The 20,659-nt window shown below is 66.4% G+C and carries 23 protein-coding genes; 12 read left to right on the top strand and 11 right to left on the bottom strand.

Annotated elements, in window-relative coordinates:
• The first annotated feature begins 40 nt into the window (after positions 1-40).
• Positions 41-1,738, top strand: coding sequence for an acid phosphatase (acpA, locus tag PKB_RS22790; RefSeq protein WP_043254770.1), 1,698 nt, complete (start codon positions 41-43; stop codon positions 1,736-1,738).
• 104 nt (positions 1,739-1,842) lie between these two features.
• A complete protein-coding gene (locus PKB_RS22785; RefSeq protein ID WP_043254767.1) occupies positions 1,843-2,247 on the top strand; it encodes a hypothetical protein in 405 nt (134 codons plus the stop codon).
• Positions 2,248-2,293: 46 nt separating this feature from the next.
• Here PKB_RS22785 and cysZ read toward each other — a convergent pair whose 3' ends face one another.
• Positions 2,294-3,034, bottom strand: coding sequence for a sulfate transporter CysZ (cysZ, locus tag PKB_RS22780; RefSeq protein WP_043254765.1), 741 nt, complete (start codon positions 3,032-3,034; stop codon positions 2,294-2,296).
• Positions 3,035-3,123: 89 nt separating this feature from the next.
• On the bottom strand, positions 3,124-5,064 hold the full coding sequence (locus PKB_RS22775) for a sensor domain-containing diguanylate cyclase (RefSeq protein ID WP_043254763.1): 1,941 nt from the start codon (positions 5,062-5,064) through the stop codon (positions 3,124-3,126).
• Positions 5,065-5,423: 359 nt separating this feature from the next.
• Here PKB_RS22775 and trxB point away from each other — a divergent pair, with 359 nt between their 5' ends.
• A complete protein-coding gene (gene trxB / locus PKB_RS22770) occupies positions 5,424-6,371 on the top strand; it encodes a thioredoxin-disulfide reductase (protein WP_043254762.1) in 948 nt (315 codons plus the stop codon).
• A gap of 285 nt (positions 6,372-6,656) precedes the next feature.
• Here trxB and PKB_RS22765 read toward each other — a convergent pair whose 3' ends face one another.
• From PKB_RS22765 to folM, 5 genes are all read right to left on the bottom strand, one after another.
• The gene (locus PKB_RS22765) at positions 6,657-6,995 is read right to left on the bottom strand and encodes a HopJ type III effector protein (protein ID WP_043254760.1); all 339 of its coding nucleotides are present in this window, start codon (positions 6,993-6,995) and stop codon (positions 6,657-6,659) included.
• 13 nt (positions 6,996-7,008) lie between these two features.
• Positions 7,009-7,332, bottom strand: coding sequence for a DUF1244 domain-containing protein (locus PKB_RS22760; RefSeq protein ID WP_043254758.1), 324 nt, complete (start codon positions 7,330-7,332; stop codon positions 7,009-7,011).
• 123 nt (positions 7,333-7,455) lie between these two features.
• Entirely contained in the window at positions 7,456-7,827 is a 372-nt protein-coding gene (folX, locus tag PKB_RS22755; protein WP_043254757.1) for a dihydroneopterin triphosphate 2'-epimerase, read from the bottom strand.
• A 1-nt stretch (position 7,828) separates the two neighbouring features.
• Positions 7,829-8,389, bottom strand: coding sequence for a GTP cyclohydrolase I FolE (gene folE, locus PKB_RS22750; RefSeq protein WP_043254755.1), 561 nt, complete (start codon positions 8,387-8,389; stop codon positions 7,829-7,831).
• 31 nt (positions 8,390-8,420) lie between these two features.
• On the bottom strand, positions 8,421-9,131 hold the full coding sequence (gene folM, locus PKB_RS22745; RefSeq protein ID WP_043254753.1) for a dihydromonapterin reductase: 711 nt from the start codon (positions 9,129-9,131) through the stop codon (positions 8,421-8,423).
• Positions 9,132-9,416: 285 nt separating this feature from the next.
• Here folM and PKB_RS22740 point away from each other — a divergent pair, with 285 nt between their 5' ends.
• Together PKB_RS22740 and PKB_RS22735 are read left to right on the top strand one after the other, a co-directional pair.
• A complete protein-coding gene (locus tag PKB_RS22740; protein WP_043254752.1) occupies positions 9,417-9,869 on the top strand; it encodes a flavodoxin in 453 nt (150 codons plus the stop codon).
• Entirely contained in the window at positions 9,869-10,339 is a 471-nt protein-coding gene (locus PKB_RS22735) for a cupin domain-containing protein (RefSeq protein ID WP_043254749.1), read from the top strand. The genes PKB_RS22740 and PKB_RS22735 overlap by 1 nt, the downstream gene beginning before the upstream one ends.
• Positions 10,340-10,470: 131 nt before the next feature.
• Here PKB_RS22735 and PKB_RS22730 read toward each other — a convergent pair whose 3' ends face one another.
• On the bottom strand, positions 10,471-11,361 hold the full coding sequence (locus tag PKB_RS22730; RefSeq protein WP_043254748.1) for a LysR family transcriptional regulator: 891 nt from the start codon (positions 11,359-11,361) through the stop codon (positions 10,471-10,473).
• A 97-nt stretch (positions 11,362-11,458) separates the two neighbouring features.
• On the opposite strand from PKB_RS22730, the gene PKB_RS22725 reads away from it, so the two are divergent.
• From PKB_RS22725 to PKB_RS29340, 7 genes are all read left to right on the top strand, one after another.
• Positions 11,459-11,836: a CidA/LrgA family protein gene (locus tag PKB_RS22725; RefSeq protein ID WP_043254745.1), complete on the top strand. Its 378-nt coding sequence runs from the start codon at positions 11,459-11,461 to the stop codon at positions 11,834-11,836.
• Positions 11,823-12,509: an LrgB family protein gene (locus tag PKB_RS22720; protein WP_043254742.1), complete on the top strand. Its 687-nt coding sequence runs from the start codon at positions 11,823-11,825 to the stop codon at positions 12,507-12,509. The genes PKB_RS22725 and PKB_RS22720 overlap by 14 nt, the downstream gene beginning before the upstream one ends.
• Positions 12,510-12,695: 186 nt before the next feature.
• A complete protein-coding gene (locus PKB_RS22715; RefSeq protein WP_043254740.1) occupies positions 12,696-13,472 on the top strand; it encodes a class II aldolase/adducin family protein in 777 nt (258 codons plus the stop codon).
• A complete protein-coding gene (locus tag PKB_RS22710; protein ID WP_043254738.1) occupies positions 13,472-14,365 on the top strand; it encodes an alpha/beta fold hydrolase in 894 nt (297 codons plus the stop codon). Before PKB_RS22715 ends, PKB_RS22710 begins: the two co-directional genes overlap by 1 nt.
• 140 nt (positions 14,366-14,505) lie before the next feature.
• Positions 14,506-15,417 carry an SDR family oxidoreductase gene (locus tag PKB_RS22705; RefSeq protein ID WP_043254736.1) on the top strand — a complete coding sequence of 304 codons (912 nt, stop codon included), beginning with the start codon at positions 14,506-14,508 and terminating at the stop codon, positions 15,415-15,417.
• 116 nt (positions 15,418-15,533) lie between these two features.
• Positions 15,534-16,301, top strand: a complete 768-nt coding sequence (locus tag PKB_RS22700) for a crotonase/enoyl-CoA hydratase family protein (RefSeq protein WP_043254734.1) — start codon at positions 15,534-15,536, stop codon at positions 16,299-16,301.
• A 109-nt stretch (positions 16,302-16,410) separates the two neighbouring features.
• Positions 16,411-17,633, top strand: a protein-coding gene (locus PKB_RS29340) for an IS3 family transposase (protein WP_156958003.1) whose coding sequence is annotated in 2 segments (ribosomal slippage) — positions 16,411-16,762 and positions 16,762-17,633 — 1,224 coding nt in all. Because the reading frame shifts where the segments join, the coding sequence is not laid out codon by codon here.
• 65 nt (positions 17,634-17,698) lie between these two features.
• On the opposite strand, the gene PKB_RS22685 is transcribed toward PKB_RS29340, so the two are convergent.
• The 3 genes from PKB_RS22685 to PKB_RS22675 form a co-directional block, all read right to left on the bottom strand.
• Positions 17,699-18,670, bottom strand: a complete 972-nt coding sequence (locus PKB_RS22685) for a peptide ABC transporter ATP-binding protein (protein WP_043254732.1) — start codon at positions 18,668-18,670, stop codon at positions 17,699-17,701.
• Positions 18,667-19,650 (bottom strand): ABC transporter ATP-binding protein, encoded by a 984-nt coding sequence (locus tag PKB_RS22680; protein WP_043254730.1) that lies wholly within the window; start codon positions 19,648-19,650, stop codon positions 18,667-18,669. The genes PKB_RS22685 and PKB_RS22680 overlap by 4 nt, the downstream gene beginning before the upstream one ends.
• A gap of 91 nt (positions 19,651-19,741) precedes the next feature.
• On the bottom strand, positions 19,742-20,653 hold the full coding sequence (locus tag PKB_RS22675; RefSeq protein ID WP_043254727.1) for an ABC transporter permease subunit: 912 nt from the start codon (positions 20,651-20,653) through the stop codon (positions 19,742-19,744).
• Positions 20,654-20,659: the final 6 nt, after the last annotated feature.

Below are 20,659 nucleotides of genomic sequence, written 5' to 3'. Positions count from 1 at the left end.
GCTAGAGTGCCGCCGATCAATGGCCTTGGGGGACTGCGCGATGAGCGACAAGCACGACAACGACAACGCTGCCAACGACAACCCGGACGCCTTGCCCGACGCCAGCCGCCGGCGCTTCCTCGGCGGCGCCGCCGCGCTCGGTGCGGGCGCCGCGCTGGTCGGGTTGGTCGGCGAAAGCCCGGCCCAGGCCGCCGAGGCCGCACGCGAGTTGAACGGCGCGGAACTGGACAAGACGCTGCGCGAGCAGATCAAGACGGTGGTGGTGATCTACGCCGAGAACCGCAGCTTCAACAACCTGTTCGGTGACTTCCCCGGGGTGGAGAAGCCGCTCTCCTCGCTCAAGCCCGAGGGCTACCAGCAGCGCGACCGCGATGGGAGCGTCCTGGAAAAACTGCCCAAGGTCTATGGGGGTGTGCTGCAACTCGGCCAGACCCTGGAAGGCGTGAGCTACGCCGAGGGCGTGCAGTACCAGGAGAACCTGCCGAACGCGCCCTTCGCACTCAAGGGGCCGCAGGGCGAGGACCTGCCGCTGGGCCTGGTGACCCGCGACCTCTGGCACGTGTTCTACCAGAACCAGATGCAGATCAACGGCGGCCGCAATGACATGTTCGTCGCCTGGGCCGACTCCGGCGCGTTGCCCATGGGCTACTACGCGCAGACGCAATACAGCCTGCGGCTGTGGGATTTGGCGCGTGAGTACGTGCTTTGCGACAACTTCTTCCAGGGCGCCTTCGGCGGCTCCTTCCTCAACCACCAGTACCTGATCGCGGCGGCTCCGCCAGTGTATCCGGATGCGCGAAATTCGCCGGCCCGTACGCAGATCGCCGAGCTGATGAGCGACGACCCGGCAGATCCGCGGCTCAAGCCGCAGGAAGGCTCGCCAGCCAGCGTTACGGGTGGCGCACCGAAATTCGGGCCGAGCGCACTGACGCCGGACGGCTTCGCCGTGAATACCATGATGCCGCCGTACTGGCCGACGGTGCAGCGCGATCCGCAGCGCCCGGACTACGCGCTACCGGATCAACCCAACGTGATGGTGCCGCAGAAGCACGAGCACATCGGCGACAAGCTGAGCCGCAAGGGCATCGACTGGGCCTGGTACGCCGGCGCCTGGGCGGCGACGCTGGAGCAGTACAAGAACTCCGGCGGCATCCCGAAGATCCCGAATTTCCAGTACCACCACCAGCCGTTCAACTACTTCGTCCAGCAGGGCCCGGAACATGCCGAGGAGCGTGCGCGGCGCCTGCGCGACGCTGGCCTGGGCGACGATCCGTCGAGCAACCGATTCTTCGCCGACGCCCGTGACGGCAAGCTGCCGGCGGTGACCTTCTACAAGCCGCAGGGCAACCTCAACATGCACGCGGGCTACGCCGACATCGCCAGCGGCGACCGGCACATCGTGCGCGCGGTGAAGCACCTGCAGGAAAGCCCGCAGTGGGCGAACATGGTCATCGTCATCACGGTCGACGAGAACGGCGGCTGGTGGGACCACGTGGCGCCGCCCAAGGGCGACCGCTGGGGCCCCGGTTCGCGGGTGCCGGCGCTGGTGGTATCCCCCTTCGCGCGCAAGGGCACGGTGGACCATACGGTCTACGACACTGCATCGATCCTGCGGCTTATCACCCGGGTGTTCGACCTGGAGAAGCTCGACGGCCTGAAGCTGCGCGACGACGCCATGATTTCCCGCGGCCAGCTGCCCATGGGTGACCTGACCGCCGCCCTGCGCTTCACCGCCTGAGCGGTCGTCGCCAGGCCCGGACTCCTTGGCTACGCTGGGGAGTCCAGGCAGCCAGGAGCGTTCCTGGCCGCAGCGCCTTCATACAGCCCAGGGAAGCCCGGACCATGAAGAAGTCATTGTTCCTTTCGATGCTCATCGCCTTGTTCTCGCCCATCGCGCTGGGCGCCGACAAGGTCACGACGGTGCCGGTGCACTTCGCCAAGGGCGCCAGCAACGCGCAGCTCAAAGGGACTTTCGGCGGTTACGACAGCATCGAATACACCCTGTCGGCCAAGGCGGGCCAGCGGATGACGGTGAAGATCAGCGGCAGCAGTAACGCCAACTTCAACGTGTTCGCCCCGGGCAGCAAGCCCGGCGAGGCGGAGGCATTGGGCAGCGGCAGCGTCGGCACGGACTGGAGCGGCGCGCTGCCGGCATCGGGGGAATACCGCGTGCAGGTCTTCCAGATGCGCGCCTCGGCGCGGCGCGGCGAAAAGGTGCCGCACACCATCAGCATCGCCATCGAATAGTCAGGATGTCGTGCGGGCGGCGCCGAAGCGCCGCCCGGAGGCGCGCTCATTTGACGAGCGCTTTATCGCCCTCTTCGCGCACCCAGAACAGCACTGCGCCGGCCACGGCGGCAGGCATGATCACCAGGTTCACCACCGGGATCAGCAGGCCCAGGTAGGTCACGCCGCCGAAACCCATGCAGCTCCAGCGCTTGCTGCGCAGCCAGGCGAGCATCTCGTGCCAGCCGAGCTTGTGGTTGTCTGCCGGGTAGTCGATGTACTGCACGGCCATCATCCACACGCCGAACACCAGCCACAGCGGGGTGGCGATCAGGTTCACGCCGGGGATCAGGCTGAGGATGAACAGGCCGATCGCGCGCGGCAGGAAGTAGCCCAGCTTGCGCATTTCGCGGGCGACGGTGCGCGGCACCATGGCGGCCAGTTCCCTCCAGCTGAATTCGGGGAACTCGTCCTTGCCGCGCACCACTACTTCGACCTTTTCCGCGAGGAAACCGTTGAACGGCGAGGCGATCAGGTTCGCCACCAGGCTGAAGCCGAAGAACAGGATCAGCAGCACCAGCAGGACGAACAGCGGCCAGAGGATGTACTCGAGGAAGTCCAGCCAATGCGGCAGGCTCGGCATGAACCAGTCCACCCAGTGACGGAATTCGCTCACGGCGAAGCCGATCAGGCCGGCGAACAGCAGCACGTTCACCGTCAGGGGCAGCAGCACGAACAGGCGCAGGCCCGGACGCATCATCAGTTTCAGGCCTTCGCCGAGGTATTGCGGGCCGCTCAGGGTCGACATGAAGCATCTCCTTGGAAATCCAGGCTGCGACCTTAGCAGGGAGCCCGCAGCGCCGCGAGCCGGCTGTATTGCCGGTCGTTAGACGCGCCTCAGGATGGTGTGTGCCGGGCGAAGCGATTGCGCTCGAGCTTGGCCTGGTACATGGCGCTGTCGGCGGCCTGGATGAGCGCTTCGGCTTCGCCCGCGTCGCCCGGATAGAGGGCGATGCCGATGCTGGCGGAGAGGAAGTCCAGGCACTGGCCGGCGGCATGGTAGTCGGCGTTGAGGCTCTCGAGCAGGCGCGCGGCCAGGCGATCCGCGGTGGTGGTGTCGGCGTTCTCGACGAGCACGGCGAACTCGTCGCCGCCCAGGCGGAACGCCAGGTCGGGCTGGCGCAGGCTTTCCCGCAAGCGCTTGCCGACCTCCGCCAGCACGGCGTCCCCGGCCGCGTGCCCGAACTGGTCGTTGACCGGCTTGAAGTGGTCCAGGTCGATATACAGCAGCGCCACGTTGCTCTTTGGGGCACAACGCTGCAGCGCCTGCGGCAATTGCTCGGAGAAGGCCTTGCGGTTGCCCAGGCCGGTGAGGGTGTCGCGGTAGGCGAGGTCGAGCAGGCGCTGCTGGTAGGCCACCTGCAGGCTGATATCGCGCAGGATGCCGCGCATGCCGGCGAACTGGCCCTGGGCGTCGAGCACCGGCGAGACGCGGGTCTCGAAGCTGATGCGGCGCCCGTCGCGGTGTTTGATCGGGGTGATGAAGCCGGTCTCGGCTTCGCCCTGCAGGACCTGCTCGCGCAGGTCGCGGGCGCGCTCGATGTCCTGTGGGTCGAGCAACTGGCGATAGGAGCGGCCGACCACCTCTTCGACGCTGTAGCCGAGCATGCGGCAGAAGGCGGCGTTGACCTGCATGACGTTCCCTTGGCCGTCGGTCTCGAAATAGCCATCGCGGATGCTTTCGAGGATGACCCGGTCACGTGCCTCGCTGCGTTCCAGGCGCGCGAGCATCTGGTTCAGCTCGCCGGCCAACTGGCCGATCTCGTCGTGGCCCATGTCGCTCAGGCGGGCCGGGGCTGACTCGCCACCGATGGCCGCCACTTCGCTGTTGACCCGCTGGACGCGGCGGATGATCCACAGTTCCAGGGCGATATAGGCCAGCAGCAGCGCCGCAAGGACGATGAGCAGCGCCATGCCGAGGAATAGCTGGATTGCCTCGCGACCCTGCTCGTAGGCCTGGCGCAGTTGGCTGATCTCGACGCGAAATTGCGGTTCGCCTCGGGAATCGAGGTAGAGCAGGGCGCCGCGCTGCCTGCCGTTGGCCAGCTCGCGCGGGCCGACCAGCGTGGTGCCGTTGGGGCCGATGGTGCCCAGGGCGCGCCAACCTTCCCCGGGCGGCGTGCCGGGCAGCAGTTGCAACTGGGCGTCGAGCTGTTCTTCCAGACGCTGCCGGCGCTCGTCGTCGAACACGACCCCGGCGACCAGGGCCCCGCGCGGCGGCGCCAGGCCGGTGTTATCGCTGATGGGGACGCTCATCAGCATCAGCGGTACGCCGTCGATTTGCAGCCACTGGCTCAGGCTATGCCCCGGGCCTGCCGTCATTTCCAATGCGCCAAGGGTCATGACCTTGCGCATGATGTCATTCTGCAGCTGGGCGAGGGGCGGCGAAGAGCCGTCGAGCGCGCTGTGATTCTCGAGGCGCTGCTGATTCCATCGTTCGCCGGCGCGCTGGCCCTTGGTGTCGAGGAACACCACGAAGTCGAAGCCCAGGTGGCCGATCAGGTCCAGGTCGAGGTTCTCCTCGACGAAGGATTCCGTCGGGTGGTTCATGTAGCGGTAGCTGGCGTCCCACCAGGCGTAGGTCCGCACTATGTCCAGGTAGCGCTTCTTCTCGAAGTCCAGGCGGGCGCTGAGGATGCGCACGTCGTCATACAGGCGCTGGCGGTCGTTGCGGTCGAAGCGGTCCAGCAGGATCCAGCCGGAGAGCAGCCAGACCCCCGCCAGGCTGGCGGCGAGCAGGGGAAGGAACAGCCAGAGAAGGCGCGCGCGTAGGGTCATTCCGAGAGTGCAGGTCGGAGGGGGCTCCTAGAGTCTAGTCGGCCCTGGGTCTGGAATAGCGGAGCTCTATTGTCGGCATTGAATTTCGGCATTTCGCCGATCTGCGCCCAGGCAGTACGCTGCGCCACAGTTTCAGTCGCGACCGAGGCGACCGGCAATCCGGAAAGTCCCTGACATATCTCAAAGGGGTTGTAGGGAAATTCTGTCAGTCTTTGCCCATGGGTTAGCCCACGGCAGCATCGTCCTCTCCTTTCGATGCTGTCCTCCTCGCGATTGTGCGTTTAGCGGGAGCTGCCACTGCTTCCTACCTTCCCCCAGGTACTCGGCAGCTCCCTTTTCTTTCCGACGAGGAGTCAGTCATGTCCGAAGTTCGCCATGCCCGCGTGATCATCCTGGGTTCCGGTCCCGCCGGATATTCCGCTGCCGTCTACGCCGCCCGCGCCAACCTCAAGCCGCTGCTGATCACCGGTATCCAGGCCGGCGGCCAGCTGACCACCACCACCGAAGTCGACAACTGGCCGGGCGATCCCCATGGCCTGACCGGCCCGGCGCTGATGCAGCGCATGCAGGAGCACGCCGAGCGCTTCGAGACCGAGATCGTCTTCGACCACATCAACGCCGTGGACCTGGCCGGCAAGCCCTTCGTGCTGAAAGGCGACAGCGGCACCTACACTGCCGACGCGCTGATCATCGCCACCGGCGCGAGCGCCCGTTACCTCGGGCTGCCGTCGGAAGAGGCGTTCATGGGCAAGGGTGTTTCGGCCTGCGCGACTTGCGACGGCTTCTTCTATCGCAACCGCGAGGTGGCGGTAGTCGGCGGCGGCAACACCGCGGTCGAGGAAGCGCTGTACCTGGCCAACATCGCCAGCAAGGTCACCCTGGTGCACCGTCGCGACAGCTTCCGTGCCGAGAAGATCCTGCAGGACAAGCTGCGTGCGCGGGTGGCCGAGGGCAAGATCGTCCTGCAGGTCAACGCCCAGGTGGAAGAAGTGCTGGGCGACGACATGGGCGTCACCGGCGTGCGCCTGCGCCACAACGACGGCAGCAGCGACGAGCTGAAGGTCGACGGCCTGTTCGTCGCCATCGGCCACACGCCGAACACCTCGCTTTTCGAAGGTCAGCTGGCGCTCAAGGACGGTTACCTGGTAGTCAACGGCGGCCGTGATGGCAACGCCACCGCGACCAACATCGAAGGCGTGTTCGCAGCCGGCGACGTCGCCGACCACGTCTACCGCCAGGCCATCACCTCGGCCGGCGCGGGCTGCATGGCGGCGCTGGACGTGGAGCGCTACCTCGATTCCCTGTAACGGCCCCCAAGTGCCGGCGTGCAGGACGGAGCCCCGCTGGTCGGGGCTTTTTCCTGGGTGGGCGGCGGCGTCCTGTGGGAGCGGATTAATCCGCGAAAATCCCCGCACCGATTCCAACCTGTCGGCGAGCGCCATGCTCGCGATCGCGGCCATGGGCCGCTCCTACAGGGAGCATCGTGCCGTGCGGTTCGCGAGCAAGCTCGCTCCTACAGGGAGGGAGATCCCGGTATCCACCACCCAAGAAAAAGCCCCGCATGTTCGGGGCTCTTTCGTTTCGGCTCGGCCTCAGCCGCGGCGCGACAGCGGCTGGCGCTCGAAGCGCACGCCGGCCAGGCCGGTGGTCTGCAGGGCGCGGATGTTGGCGTGGTCGGTGCCTTCCGGGGTCTCGCGGACCGCGCGGTAATGCTCGCCGAAGGCCAGCAGGGTTTCCTCCTGGCTCAGGCCTTCGAGGATGGCGAAGCCCAGGGTCTTGCAGGAGCCTTCGTTCTGCCCGGCGGGGTTATCCACCGCGCCGTTGCTGAAGGCGCTCGGGGTGTAGCTGTAGTGCTCGGCGATAAATGCCAGGGTATCGGTGAACAGGTGTTGCTCGCTGCGCAGGCGCGCGCGGAAATCGGTGAGGGTCATCAAGGCGAACTCGTCAATGCTTCTTGGCTGTGTCGAAGGCGGCCTGCTGCTCGGGCGAGGCTTCCTTCTGGTATTTGGCCTTCCATTCGGCGTACGGCATGCCGTAGATCTCTTCGCGGGCCTGTTCGGCGCTCAGTTCCAGGCCGATGTCGTCGGCGGCCGCCTTGTACCACTTGGACAGGCAGTTGCGGCAGAAGCCGGCCAGGTTCATCAGGTCGATGTTCTGCACGTCCTTGCGGTTGCGCAGGTGCTGCACCAGCGTGCGGAAGGCCGCGGCCTCCAGTTCGGTGCGTTGTTCCTGGCTGAGGTCGGTGATCGAATGTTCTGGCTTGCTCATGGCTCGGGCTCTTCTGCTAGCGCGTCGTCGCGGGAGGTCGGAAGGGGCGATTCGGGGCTGGGCAGATTCTAAGAGCCGGAACGGGCGCCAGCAACGCCCGCGCGGCCGATGCCGCCGGCCGGTTCAGCGGCGGGCGGCGAGGGCGATGGAGACCGACTCGGCGAAACGCAGGGCGTGCGGCTTGTCCACCTCGACCTCGGCGTAGTGCACCGCCGGGTGGGCCATGACCAGGTCGAGCAGCTCCTGGGTCAGGCGTTCGAGCAGCGCGAAGCGGTTCTCTTCGACGTGGGCGATGATCGCCTTGGTGATGGTGCGGTAGTTCAGCGCGTGCTCGATGTCGTTGACCTGCACCGCTTCCTGCGAGGGATAGAGGATGGTCAGGTTGATCAGCACGTCCTGCTTGTTGAGGATTTCCTCCTCCTTGATGCCGATGTAGGTGCGCACGCGCAAATCCTTGATGCGGATTCTCGCCATGCCCGGCTCCAGCTGCGTCATTTCAATGGCTCCGCTTGATCAGTTGCAGGAATTCCTGGCGGGTGTTGGCCGACTCGCGGAACGCGCCGAGCATCACCGAGGTGAACATCTGCGAGTTCTGCTTCTCCACGCCGCGCATCATCATGCACATGTGCTGGGCCTCGATCACCACCGCCACGCCGGCGGCGCCGGTGATGCGCTCGATCGCCTCGGCGATCTGCCGGGTGAGGTTCTCCTGGATCTGCAGGCGGCGCGCGAACATGTCGACGATGCGCGCCACCTTCGACAGGCCCAGCACTTTGCCGGTGGGAATGTACGCCACATGGGCCTTGCCGATGAAGGGCAGCAGGTGGTGTTCGCACAGCGAGTAGAGCTCGATGTCGCGGACGATGACCATTTCGTCGTTGTCCGAGGCGAAGAGCGCGCCGTTGACGATCTCCTCCAGGCTCAATTCGTAGCCGTGGCACAGGTAGCGCATGGCCTTGGCCGCACGCTTGGGCGTGTCGAGCAGGCCTTCGCGGGCGGGGTCTTCGCCCAGGCCCAGGAGTATCTCGCGGTAGTGCGCGGACAGTGAGTCGCTCATGTTCTTCGTTTTCCTCGCGCCGGGAGGGCGCTCATTTGAGGTGGCGCCCGCCGTTGACGGTCAGGGTAGTACCGGTGACGTAAGGGTTGTCCAGCAGGTAGCGGACGCTCTGGTAGATCACTTCGGCGCCGGGCTCGATGCCCAGCGCCGACTTGGCCAGGGTGCGCTGGCGATAGGCGTCGTCGTCGCCTTCGTTGAACAGGATCAGCGCCGGGGCGATGCCGTTGACCTTGATCTTCGGCGCGAAGCGCGCGGCGAAGGACAGGGTGAGGTTATCCAGGCCGGCCTTGCTGGCGCTGTAGGCGATGCGGTTGGCGCTGCCCTTGCGCGCCACGTCGTCGCTGACGTGGATGATGTCAGCCGGCTGCGAGCGCTCCAGCAAGGGCGCGCAGTGCAGGTTGATCAGGTAGGGCGCGAGCATGTGCACGCTGAACAGCTCGCGGAAGGCGTCGGCCTCGTGGCCGGGCGTCTCGCGTACCCAGTCCGAGGCGTTGTGGATGATCGCGCGCAGGCTGTCGGTGTGGGCCTCCACCTGTTCGATGAAGGCGAGGATGCCGGCTTCGTCGGCGAAATCGGCCTGCAGGCAGGTCGCGCCGTGCTCGCGCAGCTGCGCCACGCCGGGCTTCTCGCTGCGGTAGCTGGCGATCACCGGCTGGCCGGCTTCGAGCAGGCGCAGCGCGCAATGCAGGCCGATGCGCTGGCTGGCGCCGGTGATGAGTATCGGAGGGAGACTCGAGGCCATGCGATTTCCGTTATCGAAGGTGAAAGACCTAGCGGCTTACTGGGGATAAAACGTATACCAGCAAGAAGATTTGTACAAATCGTTTTGCGCCCAATGCCGCATCAAAAAGGGTGAAACTCCTTGAATGCTGGCGCATTTTGTCAGCGAATCGATAATCTTGGATAAATTTTCTTGTACGAGATTTGTGTTTTGTACAATTTTATTCCGGGCTCGTACAATTCTCTGCCGGGTCGCCGCGGCTCGATTGCGTCATAATGGCCGCCTTTGTACGCCATTGGAGTCCCTATGAAAGTCGCCATTCTGTCCGGGTCGGTCTACGGCACCGCCGAAGAGGTCGCGCGCCACGCCAAGCGCCTGCTGGAAGCCGCCGGCCTGGAAACCTGGTTCGAGCCGCGCGCCACGCTGGAAGCGCTGGTCGCCGCCGACCCGCAGGCCTTCCTGACCGTAACCTCTACCACCGGGTTGGGCGAGCTGCCGGACAACATCCAGCCGCTGTACTACGCCATCCGCGACCGCCTGCCGAACTGGCGCGGCCTGCCCGGCGGGGTGATCGGCCTGGGCGACTCCAGCTACGGCGACACCTTCTGTGGCGGCGGCGAGCAGGTGCGCGAGCTCTATGGCGAGCTTGGCGTGCGTGAAGTGCTGCCGATGCTGCGCCTGGACGCCAGCGAGACGGTCACCCCGGAAACCGACGCCGAGCCCTGGATCTCCGATTTCATTGCCGCGCTGAAAGGCTGATGCACCCGCGCGCCCGCCAACTGATCGAGACCCTGCAGCTCGCCCCGCATCCGGAGGGCGGCTTCTATCGCCGCGTCTTCGAGTCGCGCCTGGCAGACACGTCGGGCCGGCCACAATCCTCGGCGATCTTCTTTCTCCTGCCCGCCGGTGCGGTGAGCCGCTGGCACCGGGTCGACGCCGACGAACTCTGGCACTGGCACGAGGGCGGTTCGCTCGAACTGCTGGTGGCGGAGGCGTCGGAAGCCGAAGTTTGTCGCGAAATCCTCGGACCGGTGGGCGCGGGCAGCCTGCCGCAACGCGCGGTGCCTGCCTACGCCTGGCAGGCGGCACGCTGCCTGGGCGATTACGTGCTGGTGGGCTGCACGGTTTCGCCGGCTTTCGAGTTCGCCGGGTTCGAACTGCTCGCGGGCGATGTCGAGGCGCAGCGCGAGTGGCCGCGGTTGATGGCGGAGTTTCCTGAGCTGGTCTAAGTCGCCGCGCAGTCTGTAGGAGCGGATCTCATCCGCGAATGGCCAAGCACGGTGTTTCCCCGACGGAGCGCGCCATACGCGCGATTTCGCGGACAAGGTCCGCTCCTACGAAGGGCAGTACACCGCAGGCTTCACGGGCGCGGATGCAACGGAAACTCCTCCAGCAGCGCCAGCCACGCCTTTGCCGCGTGCGATAGATAGGCGCCGCGGCGCCACATGAAGCAGATGTCCCAGCGCAGGTCCGGCTCGCTCAGCAGCACCCGTTTCACCCCCGGCCTTTCCACTTCCTTCGCCACTGCCCTCGGCAGCAACACCACCCCTTGTCCGGCGGCAACCAGCGCGCCGAGGAAGTCCGCCTGGCCGCTGCGGCCGCCTTCGCGGGGCTCGAAGCCGGCCTCGTGGCAGGCGCGCAGCAGGCGGTCGTTGAGGGTGAAGCTCTGCTGATAGAGCAGGAAGGGGGTGTCGGCCAACTCGCCGAGGACGATGCTGTCGCGCCCGGCGAGCGGGTGCTCCGCCGGCAGCAGCGCATCCAGCGGCTCGTTGCAGAAGGGCTGCCAGTCGAAACCCGGATCGTTCGGGGTGAGCGCTCCGGCCAATTCCAGTTCGCCGGCGTGCAGCGCCTGCTCCAGGCTCTTGCTGCCGCCTTCCACCAGATGCACCTGGATATGTGGATAGCGCTTGCGGTATTCGGCGAAGCGCCAGGCGAACAGGGCGTCGGCGCCGAGCAGCGGCAGGCCCAGGCGCAGCTCGCCGCGCTTCATCTGGCTGAGGTCGTCGAGTTCTGTGCGCAGCTCGCGTTGCAGGCGCAGCATTTCTTCGGCGCGGCGCAGCACCACTTCGCCGGCGGCGGTCAGGCGTACGTGCGGGCCGCTGCGCTCCAGCAGTTGCACGCGCAGGCTCTGCTCCAGCTGGGCGACCTGCTTGCTGATCGCCGACTGGCTGGCGTGCAGCCGCACCGCCGCCTGGGTGAAGCTGCCCTGGCGCACCACTTCGGCGAAGCTGCGTAGCTGGCGGAATTCCATTCTGGAATGACTCCGATTCGAACAATTCGTTTTGGGGATGGTAGCCCCGGACTTATCCTGAACGCCATCCCGAACCCATGCCAGGCAGGCACCCGAAATGATCCGTCGCATCGCTCGTCTGAGCCTCGAACTCGCAGCACTGACCGCCATCTGGTGGTTCGGCGGATGGCTGGCCAAGGCCGCCGGCCTGCCGCTGCCGGGCGGGGTGATCGGCCTGGGCCTGCTGCTCGCGTTGTTCGCCAGCGGGGCGATCCGCCCGAGCCTGCTGCAGGGCGGCGCCGGTCTGCTGCTGGCGGAGATGCTGCTGTTCTTCATCCCGGCGCTGATGAGCCTGCTGGACTATGGCCCGCTGCTGCGCAGCGAGGGTTGGAAGATTCTCCTGGTGATCATGTGCAGCACCTTGCTGGTGATGCTGGTCACCGCGCTGTCGGTCGAAGGGATGTACCGCTGGAGGTTGCGCCATGAGTCTCGATAAGCAAGCCCTGTTCTGGTTGGCGCTGACCCTGGGCGGCTACCTGTTCAGCCGTCAGCTTTACCAGCGCGTGCGCTGGTACGGATTCGCGCCCATCGTGTTCGTCCCCGCGCTGCTGTTCGCCGTTGCGATCCCGCTGCACGCGCAGTACGCCGACTATTCCCGCGACACCAACTGGCTGGTGGCGCTGCTCGGCCCGGCCACCGTGGCGTTCGCCGTGCCGATCTGGCAGCAGCGTGCGTTGCTCGCCCGCAACTGGCCGGCCTTGCTAGTCGGTATGTTCGCCGGTTCTGCAGTTGCCATCGGCAGTTCCTGGGCGCTGGCCAATGCGCTGGCGCTGGACAACCAGGTGGCGCTGTCGCTGGTGCCGCGCTCGATCACCACGCCGCTGGCGATGGAGATGTCCCACGACCTCGGCGGTGTGCCGGAGCTAACCGCTGCCTTCGTGATGATCACCGGGGTGTTCGGCGCCCTGGCCGGCGGCCTGCTGATGAAGCTGCTGCCGCTGCGCTCGACCCTCGCCCGCGGCGCGCTGCTGGGTGTCGGCGCGCACGGTGCCGGCACTAGCCGGGCTTATGAGTTTGGTGGCGAGGAAGGTTCCACCGCGGGGCTGCTGATGGTCCTTACCGGGTTGTTCAACTTGCTGTTGGCGCCGGCCGTGGCGCTCTGCCTGTAGCTTGTTAGGATGGCGTTGAGCGGAGCGAAACCCATGCCGCATGGGTTTCGTACCTCAACCCATCCTACGCATCCTGGAATTCCTCATCATTCATAGGATGGGACTGTCAGACCCCCGACAGTTCCGTCATCCACGTCTCACTAGACTGCCCCCATCGAACAACAACAACCGATGAGGACAGCCCCCATGAATGCCGCCACTCCCGCTCCTTCCGTCAAGGACCAGGTATCCGAGGCCGAATGGCAGACCCGCGTGAATCTCGCCGCCTGCTACCGGCTGATCGCCCTGCACGGCTGGGACGACCTGATCTTCACCCACATCTCCGCGCGAGTGCCGGGCACCCACGATTTCCTCATCAACCCGTACGGCATGATGTTCCACGAGATCACCGCTTCCAGCCTGGTGAAGGTCGATCTCTCCGGCAAGAAGCTGATGGATAGCCCCTACGACATCAACCCGGCCGGCTACACCATCCACAGCGCCGTGCATGAAGTGCGCGACGACGTCGATTGCGTGCTGCACATCCACACCGCCGCCGGCATCGCCGTTTCGGCGCAGAAGCAGGGCCTGCTGCCGCTGTCGCAGCAGTCGCTGTTCGTGCTCTCGAGCCTGGCCTACCACGGCTACGAAGGCGTGGCGCTGAACCATGACGAGAAAGGCCGCCTGCAGGCCGACCTGGGCGACAAGAACTTCATGATCCTGCCCAACCACGGCCTGCTCACCGCCTTCCCGACCATCGCCGACGCCTTCCTCGGCATGTTCACCCTGCAGCGCGCCTGCGAGGCGCAGATCATGGCGCAGAGCGGTGGTGTCGAACTTATCCACATTCCGCAGCAGATCCTCGATGGCGCCAAGGCGATGGTCGCCGGCGTCACCCGCAGCAAGCAGGGCATGGGCGGGCAACTGGCCTGGCCGGCGCTGCTGCGCAAGCTCGACCAGCAGATGCCCGGGTACGCCGAGTGATGGGCCTGGCCGGCATTCCCCTGGGCGACTGGCGCGCCCAGGGGAGCACCTTCGATTTCAACGGCCACGCCATCCGTTACTGGTCGGCCGGCAGCGGCGAACCGCTGCTGCTGATCCATGGTTTTCCCACCGCCGCCTGGGACTGGCACTACCTGTGGCAGCCGCTGACCGCGCGCTACCGGGTGATGGTCTGCGACATGCTCGGTTTCGGCGACTCGGCGAAACCGCGCAAGCATGACTACCGCATCCTCGAACAGGCCGATCTGCAGGAAGCCCTGTTGCGGCACCTGGACGTGCACGAGCCGGTGCACCTGCTGGTCCACGACTACGGCAACAGCGTTGCGCAGGAGTTGTTGGCGCGGCACGAGAACGGAAAATTCCGCCTCGCTTCCTGCGTGTTCCTCAATGGCGGTTTGTTCCCCGAGACGCATCGCGCGGTGCTCTCGCAGAAGCTGCTGCTCAGTCCGCTGGGCGGCTTCTTCGGACGCTTCTTCGACCGCGCCAAGCTGGCCGCCAACTTCGCCAAGGTGTTCGGTCCGCGCACCCAGCCCAGCAGCGATGAGCTGGACGCGTTCTGGAGCCTGATCGCCTTCAACGACGGGCCGAAGGTGATGCACCGGCTGATCCACTACATCCTCGACCGCCGCGAACACCGCGAGCGCTGGGTCGGCGCCATGCAGAAGACCCGCGTGCCGCTACGCCTGATCGACGGGCCGGTCGATCCGATTTCCGGCGCGCACATGGTCGAGCGTTACCGCGAGCTGATTCCCCAGCCGGACACGGTGATGCTCGAGGGCATCGGCCACTACCCGCAGACCGAGGCCCCGGAGCAGGTGCTGGCGCACTACCTGGCGTTCCGCGAACGCCTCGCCCCGCTCGCCAAGCGCGCCTGAAACCCGCGTGGGGCGGGTGCCGGTGCGCCGGCATCATCCCCTCGCGTTATCGAGCACCATTCAGGTCCGGCGTCTTGGTTGTGACCGAAATTCGCTTGCCCGACACTCGATAAATACTTACCTGCCACGGAGTTCCAACCATGAGTGATGCCCTGCGTTTCGATGACAAGGTCGTGATCGTCACCGGCGCTGGCGGCGGCCTCGGTCGTGCCCACGCCCTGCTGTTCGCCAAGCATGGCGCCAAGGTGGTGGTGAACGACCTGGGCGGCAGCACCCATGGCGAAGGCGCCAACGCCTCGGCGGCCGACCGTGTGGTCGCGGAGATCCGCGCCGCCGGCGGCACCGCAATCGCCAACCATGACTCGGTCACCGACGGCGACAAGATCGTCCGCCAGGCCGTGGAAGAGTTCGGCCGCATCGACGTGGTGGTGAACAACGCCGGCATCCTGCGCGACAAGACCTTCCACAAGATGGAAGACGCCGACTGGGACCTGGTCTACAAGGTCCACGTCGAAGGCGCCTACAAGGTGACCCGCGCCGCCTGGCCGCTGATGCGCGAGCAGGGCTACGGCCGGGTGATCTTCACTGCGTCCACCTCGGGCATCTACGGCAACTTCGGCCAGTCCAACTACGGCATGGCCAAGCTCGGCCTCTACGGCCTGACCCGCAACCTGGCGCTGGAAGGCCGCAAGAACAACATCTTCGTCAACGCCATCGCCCCCACCGGCGGCACCCGCATGACCGAAGGCCTGATCCCGCCGCAGGTGTTCGAGCAGCTCAAGCCCGAGCTGGTCAGCCCGCTGGTGGTGTACCTGGGCAGCGAGCAGTGCCAGGAAACCTCCGGCCTGTTCGAGGTCGGCGGCGGCTGGATGGGCAAGGTGCGCTGGGAGCGCAGCCTGGGCTTCGGCTTCGATCCGCGCGAAGGCTTCGATGCCGAGGATGTGGCTGCCCACTGGCAGCAGATCACCAGCTTCGAGGACGCCGTGCACCCGGCGGACAACGTCGAGGCGCTGCGCGAGATGATGGCCAACCTGCAGAAATACGTCGGCTGATCGGGACAAGCGGACGGGCGGAACGGCCAGAGGGCTGCCGCCCGCGACGCGACGCAGTAAGGTGGAAGGCCGGCGCAAGCCGGCCTTCGCTTTTTCCGTCAGCCCTGGAGTCCGCCATGAGTGTGATCGTCGAGAAGAATGGCCCGGTAACCACCCTGATCATCGATCGCCCGGCGGCGCGCAATGCCGTCGACCGGCCCACGGCGGACGCGCTCAGCGAAGCCTTCCGCGCCTTCGAGGCGGATCCCGAGGCGCGCGTCGCGGTGCTCACCGGCGCGGGCGGCACCTTCTGCGCCGGCGCCGACCTCACCGCAGTCGCCGAAGACAGTGAAAGGCGCAATCGCCTGGAGATGGAAGGTGACGCGCCCATGGGGCCGAGCCGGATGCACCTGTCCAAGCCGCTGATAGCCGCCATCGAGGGCTACGCCGTGGCCGGCGGCCTTGAGCTGGCGCTGCTCGCCGACCTGCGGGTGATGGCCGAGGACGCGGTGTGCGGGGTGTTCTGCCGGCGCTTCGGCGTGCCGCTGATCGACGGTGGCACCGTGCGCTTGCCGCGTCTCGTTGGCCAGGGACGGGCGCTCGACCTGATCCTTACCGGCCGCCCGGTGGCCGCGCAGGAGGCCTTGAACATGGGCCTGGCCAACCGTGTGGTGGCCAAGGGCGAGGCGCGCGCCGCGGCCGAGGACTTGGCACGGGAGATCGCCGAGTTTCCCCAGGGCTGCATGCTCGCCGACCGCGACAGCGTCTACACGCAGTGGAACCACTCGCTCGACGTGGCGATGGCCAACGAGTTCCAGGGCGGCCTGATGGTCATCCGCAGTGGCGAGACGCAGGCCGGCGCGCAGCGCTTCGCCCGCGGCGAGGGGCGTCACGGCAAGTTCTGACGGGCATGAAAAAAGGCGGCTGGCACATACGCGCCAGCCGCCTTTTTCGTTTCTCTGTCCCGTCCTGAATAAGGTTTACACCTTCGCCCTTATTTCAGGAGAGCCCCCGATGGCAGAAGGTGTTCGTCGCAGCCAGCGTGATTACACGCTGGCTTTTAAACTGGCGGTGGTCGACCAGGTCGAAAAAGGAGAAATGAGCTACAAGGAGGCTCAGGCCCGCTATGGCATCCAGGGCCGCTCGACGGTGCTGGTGTGGTTACGCAAGCATGGCCGGCAGGACTGGAACCAGGGCGCCTCCCTTCGAAAGGCTCGGAGCCCGGATATGAATACCCCGAAATTGCCATTGACCCCGGAACAACGCATCAAGGAACTCGAGCAGCAGCTTGAGGTGATGAGCCAGAAGGCGCAGTTCTTCGAGGCCGTGGTGAATGTGCTGAAGAATGACTACGGCGTTTCGATCGTAAAAAAGCGTCCCGGCAAGTCCTCACGCAAAGGCAAGTCCAAGCGCTGAGTGTTAGCAGGGCTTGCCAGTTCATGGGCATCAGCCGCCAGGCGTACTACCAGCGCAACCGGGCGGCGGATCAGCGCAGCCAGCAGGATCGACAGATCGCCCAGTTCGTGCGGCAGGTACGGATGCGTCAGCCGCGCCTGGGAGCACGCAAGCTGCATTATCTGTTGCAGCAGCAAGCGGAAGCCGCGTTGCGAGTTGGGCGCGATCGCCTGTTCCGGGTGCTGGCCGAGCACCGCCTGCTGGTTCGACCCAAGCGGGCGTACCACAAGACCACCCACAGTTTTCACCGGTTCCATCGCCATCCCAATCTGCTCAAGCCAGGGCCGCAACAGGTCTTGCCCGATGCGCCGGAGCGCGTCTGGGTTGCCGACATCACCTATCTGCCCAGCCAGAGCGGCCCGCTGTACCTGAGCCTGGTCACCGACGCCTATTCGCGCAAGATCGTCGGCCATCACGTCCACGACAGCCTGCACGCCGAGTCGGTGGCCCATGCCTACAGCCAGGCCCTGCGGCGCCGCACGACGCAGGAACCCCTGGTGCATCACTCCGACCGAGGAATTCAGTACTGCTCGGGGCTTTACCAACGCCTGCACGCGCAGCACGGAGCAATCTGCTCGATGACCGACGGCTACGACTGTTACCAGAATGCGCTGGCTGAGCGCGTCAACGGCATCCTGAAGAACGAGTTGCTGGAGCATCCTCCCGCCGACCTCGCGCAGGCGCGCCGCATGGTGCGTGAAGCCGTCGACATCTATAACCGCGAGCGCCCTCACCTGGCCCTGAAATACAAAACGCCCGATGCGGTGCATCGGGCGTTCTGAGGTCTGGAGCATGGCCTGAGAGGTGTAAACCTATTTCAGGACTAGACACTCAGCCCAGGCGTTGCCTAGCCGAGGAACTGCTCCGCGTGGTGGCAGGCCACCTGGCGTTCGTCGAGCAGGCGCAGTTCCGGGACTTCCGCCTTGCAACGCTCGGTCGCGTAGGGGCAGCGCTTGTGGAAGGCGCAGCCGCTCGGCGGGTTGAGCGGATTGGGCAGCTCGCCCTGGATGCGGATCTTCGGCTTGTTCGGGTCCGGGTGGATTGCCGGGGTGGCCGACAGCAGGGCGCGGGTGTAGGGGTGCAGCGGGCGCTCGTAGAGCTTGTGCGCCGGCCCCATTTCAGCGGGGCGGCCGAGGTACATCACCAGCACGCTGTCGGCGACGTGTTCGACCACCGCCAGGTTGTGCGAGATGAAGACGTAGGCGGTGCCGTACTCCTGCTGCAGGTCCATGAACAGGTTGAGCACCTGCGCCTGGATCGACACGTCGAGCGCCGAGGTCGGTTCGTCCGCCACCAGCACCTTGGGCCGCAGCATCATGGCGCGGGCCAGGGCGATACGCTGGCGCTGGCCGCCGGAGAACATGTGCGGGTAGCGCTGGTAGTGCTCGGGGCGCAGGCCGACCTGCTGCATCATCGCCTGCACCCGCTCGCGACGTTCGGCGCGCGACAGGCTGGTGTTGATCAGCAGCGGCTCGCCGAGCTGGTCGCCGATCTTCTGCCGCGGGTTGAGCGAGGCGTAGGGGTTCTGGAAGACCATCTGCACGTCGCGGCGCAGTTGCTTGCGCTGCTCGGCACTGGCGCCTTTCACTTCCTGGCCGGCGATCTGCAGCGAGCCTGCGGTCGGCTCCTCGATCAGCGTCAGGGCGCGCGCCAGGGTCGACTTGCCGCAACCGGATTCGCCAACCACGGCGAGGGTCTTGCCGGCTTCCAGCTCGAAGGACACGCCATTGAGCGCGCGCACCAGGGCGGTCGGCTTGAACAGGCCCTGGGAGATCTCGTAGTGGCGGGTCAGGTCGCGGGCGGTCAGTACGGCGCTCATCGGGCCACCTCGGCTTTGGCAATCAGGTTCAGCGGGTAGAAGCAGCGCACCGCGCCACGTTCATGCGCCTGCAGGGCAGGGCGGGTGCTGCGGCAGTTGTCGTGCACGTACGGGCAGCGCGGCGACAGCAGGCAACCCTGTGGACGGTCGTAGCGGCCGGGGACGATGCCGGGCAGGGTGGCCAGGCGCTCGGCGCCCTGGCTGTGCTCCGGAATGGCCTTGAGCAGCGCCTCGGTGTATGGATGGGTCGGCAGGTCGAACAGTGTCGGCACTTCGCCGATCTCCACCGCCTGGCCGGCGTACATCACGCAAACGCGCTGGGCGGTTTCGGCGACCACGGCGAGGTCGTGGGTGATCAGGATCAGCGCCATGCCCTGGTCGCGCTGCAGGTTCAGCAGCAGCTCCATGATCTGCGCCTGGATGGTCACGTCCAGCGCAGTGGTCGGCTCGTCGGCGATCAGCAGCTTGGGCTCGCCGGCAATGGCCATGGCGATTGCCACGCGCTGGCTCATGCCGCCGGACAGCTGGTGCGGGTAGGCGTCCAGGCGCTGCGCGGCCCCGGGGATCTCGACCCGTTCGAGCAACTCGATGGCGCGCTGGCGGGCGGCCTTGCCGCGCAGGCCGAGGTGCAGGCGCAGCACTTCCTCGATCTGGTAGCCGACCGTGTAGCTGGGGTTGAGCGCGGTCATCGGGTCCTGGAAGACCATGGCGATGTCCTTGCCGACGATGCGGCGGCGCTCGCGGCCCTTGAGCTTGAGCATGTCGGTGCCGTCGAAGCGCATGCGCTCGGCGGTGACCTTGCCGGGGGCGTCGATCAGGCCCATCAGCGCCATCATGGTCACCGACTTGCCGGAGCCGGACTCGCCGACGATGGCCAGCACTTCGCCCTTGTCGACGCTCAGGTCGAGGCCGTCGACCACGGGTACGGCGTCGGCGCCGCCGAAGCGCACCGAGAGGTTCTTCAGTTCGAGGAGGCTCATACGGCGGTCTCCATCAGGCATTTCTTATTGGTGTGGGGTGCGTGCAGGTTCGCTCCTGCGCAGCGCGGGAAGGTCTTCATGGTCGTCGTCCTCACGCCGCGCTCTTCAGTTTCGGGTCCAGCGCATCGCGCAGGCCGTCGCCGACCAGGTTGATCGCCAGGACGCTGAGCAGGATGGTCAGGCCGGGCAGGCTCACCACCCACCAGGCGCGCTCGATGTAGTCGCGGGCGGAGGCCAGCATGGTGCCCCACTCGGGCGTCGGCGGTTGCACGCCGAGGCCGAGGAAGCCCAGGGCGGCGGCGTCGAGGATCGCCGAGGAGAAGCTCAGGGTGGCCTGCACGATCAGCGGCGCCATGCAGTTGGGCAGCACGGTGACGAACATCAGGCGCAGGGTGCCGGCGCCGGCCAGGCGCGAGGCGGTGACGTAGTCGCGGTTCAGCTCGCTCATCACCGCGGCACGGGTCAGGCGCACGTAGGAGGGCAACGAGACCACGGCGATGGCGATCACGGTGTTCATCAGGCCCGGGCCGAGGACGGCGACGATGGCCACCGCCAGCAGCAGCGAGGGCAGCGCCAGCATGATGTCCATCAGGCGCATGATCACCGGGCCCAGGCGGTTCGGCGAGAAGCCGGCGAGCAGGCCCAGGACCAGGCCGGGCACCAGCGAGATCACCACCGAGCTCAGGGCGATCAGCAGCGACAGGCGCGCGCCATGCATCAGGCGCGAGAGCATGTCGCGGCCGACTTCGTCGGTGCCCAGCAGGAACTGCGCGTTGCCGCCCTGCAACCACACCGGCGGGGGCAGCAGGAAGTCGCGGAACTGCTCGCTCGGGTCGTGCGGGGCGACCCAGGGCGCGAAGAGCGCGCAGAAGATGATCAGGGCGATGAACAGCAGGCCGCCGACGGCGCCCTTGTTGTGCGCGAAGGCTTGCCAGAACTCCTTCAGCGGCGATGGGTAGACCAGACTCGGGTCGCTGGCGGGAGCGGTTTGCACGGTGCTCATGTCGGG

Origin of the sequence: Pseudomonas knackmussii B13 (assembly GCF_000689415.1) — a bacterium.
In the GTDB taxonomy this organism is placed as follows: domain Bacteria; phylum Pseudomonadota; class Gammaproteobacteria; order Pseudomonadales; family Pseudomonadaceae; genus Pseudomonas; species Pseudomonas knackmussii.
This window is presented reverse-complemented; position numbering and strand designations above follow the sequence as displayed.

Excerpts from the sequence above, each read along its gene's own strand:
- acpA (WP_043254770.1), top strand. The coding sequence starts at position 41 with ATGAGCGACAAGCACGACAACGACAACGCTGCCAACGACAACCCGGAC.
- PKB_RS22785 (WP_043254767.1), top strand. The coding sequence starts at position 1,843 with ATGAAGAAGTCATTGTTCCTTTCGATGCTCATCGCCTTGTTCTCGCCC.
- cysZ (WP_043254765.1), bottom strand. The coding sequence starts at position 3,034 with ATGTCGACCCTGAGCGGCCCGCAATACCTCGGCGAAGGCCTGAAACTG.
- PKB_RS22775 (WP_043254763.1), bottom strand. The coding sequence starts at position 5,064 with ATGACCCTACGCGCGCGCCTTCTCTGGCTGTTCCTTCCCCTGCTCGCC.
- trxB (WP_043254762.1), top strand. The coding sequence starts at position 5,424 with ATGTCCGAAGTTCGCCATGCCCGCGTGATCATCCTGGGTTCCGGTCCC.
- PKB_RS22765 (WP_043254760.1), bottom strand. The coding sequence starts at position 6,995 with ATGACCCTCACCGATTTCCGCGCGCGCCTGCGCAGCGAGCAACACCTG.
- PKB_RS22760 (WP_043254758.1), bottom strand. The coding sequence starts at position 7,332 with ATGAGCAAGCCAGAACATTCGATCACCGACCTCAGCCAGGAACAACGC.
- folX (WP_043254757.1), bottom strand. The coding sequence starts at position 7,827 with ATGACGCAGCTGGAGCCGGGCATGGCGAGAATCCGCATCAAGGATTTG.
- folE (WP_043254755.1), bottom strand. The coding sequence starts at position 8,389 with ATGAGCGACTCACTGTCCGCGCACTACCGCGAGATACTCCTGGGCCTG.
- folM (WP_043254753.1), bottom strand. The coding sequence starts at position 9,131 with ATGGCCTCGAGTCTCCCTCCGATACTCATCACCGGCGCCAGCCAGCGC.
- PKB_RS22740 (WP_043254752.1), top strand. The coding sequence starts at position 9,417 with ATGAAAGTCGCCATTCTGTCCGGGTCGGTCTACGGCACCGCCGAAGAG.
- PKB_RS22735 (WP_043254749.1), top strand. The coding sequence starts at position 9,869 with ATGCACCCGCGCGCCCGCCAACTGATCGAGACCCTGCAGCTCGCCCCG.
- PKB_RS22730 (WP_043254748.1), bottom strand. The coding sequence starts at position 11,361 with ATGGAATTCCGCCAGCTACGCAGCTTCGCCGAAGTGGTGCGCCAGGGC.
- PKB_RS22725 (WP_043254745.1), top strand. The coding sequence starts at position 11,459 with ATGATCCGTCGCATCGCTCGTCTGAGCCTCGAACTCGCAGCACTGACC.
- PKB_RS22720 (WP_043254742.1), top strand. The coding sequence starts at position 11,823 with ATGAGTCTCGATAAGCAAGCCCTGTTCTGGTTGGCGCTGACCCTGGGC.
- PKB_RS22715 (WP_043254740.1), top strand. The coding sequence starts at position 12,696 with ATGAATGCCGCCACTCCCGCTCCTTCCGTCAAGGACCAGGTATCCGAG.
- PKB_RS22710 (WP_043254738.1), top strand. The coding sequence starts at position 13,472 with ATGGGCCTGGCCGGCATTCCCCTGGGCGACTGGCGCGCCCAGGGGAGC.
- PKB_RS22705 (WP_043254736.1), top strand. The coding sequence starts at position 14,506 with ATGAGTGATGCCCTGCGTTTCGATGACAAGGTCGTGATCGTCACCGGC.
- PKB_RS22700 (WP_043254734.1), top strand. The coding sequence starts at position 15,534 with ATGAGTGTGATCGTCGAGAAGAATGGCCCGGTAACCACCCTGATCATC.
- PKB_RS22685 (WP_043254732.1), bottom strand. The coding sequence starts at position 18,670 with ATGAGCGCCGTACTGACCGCCCGCGACCTGACCCGCCACTACGAGATC.
- PKB_RS22680 (WP_043254730.1), bottom strand. The coding sequence starts at position 19,650 with ATGAGCCTCCTCGAACTGAAGAACCTCTCGGTGCGCTTCGGCGGCGCC.
- PKB_RS22675 (WP_043254727.1), bottom strand. The coding sequence starts at position 20,653 with ATGAGCACCGTGCAAACCGCTCCCGCCAGCGACCCGAGTCTGGTCTAC.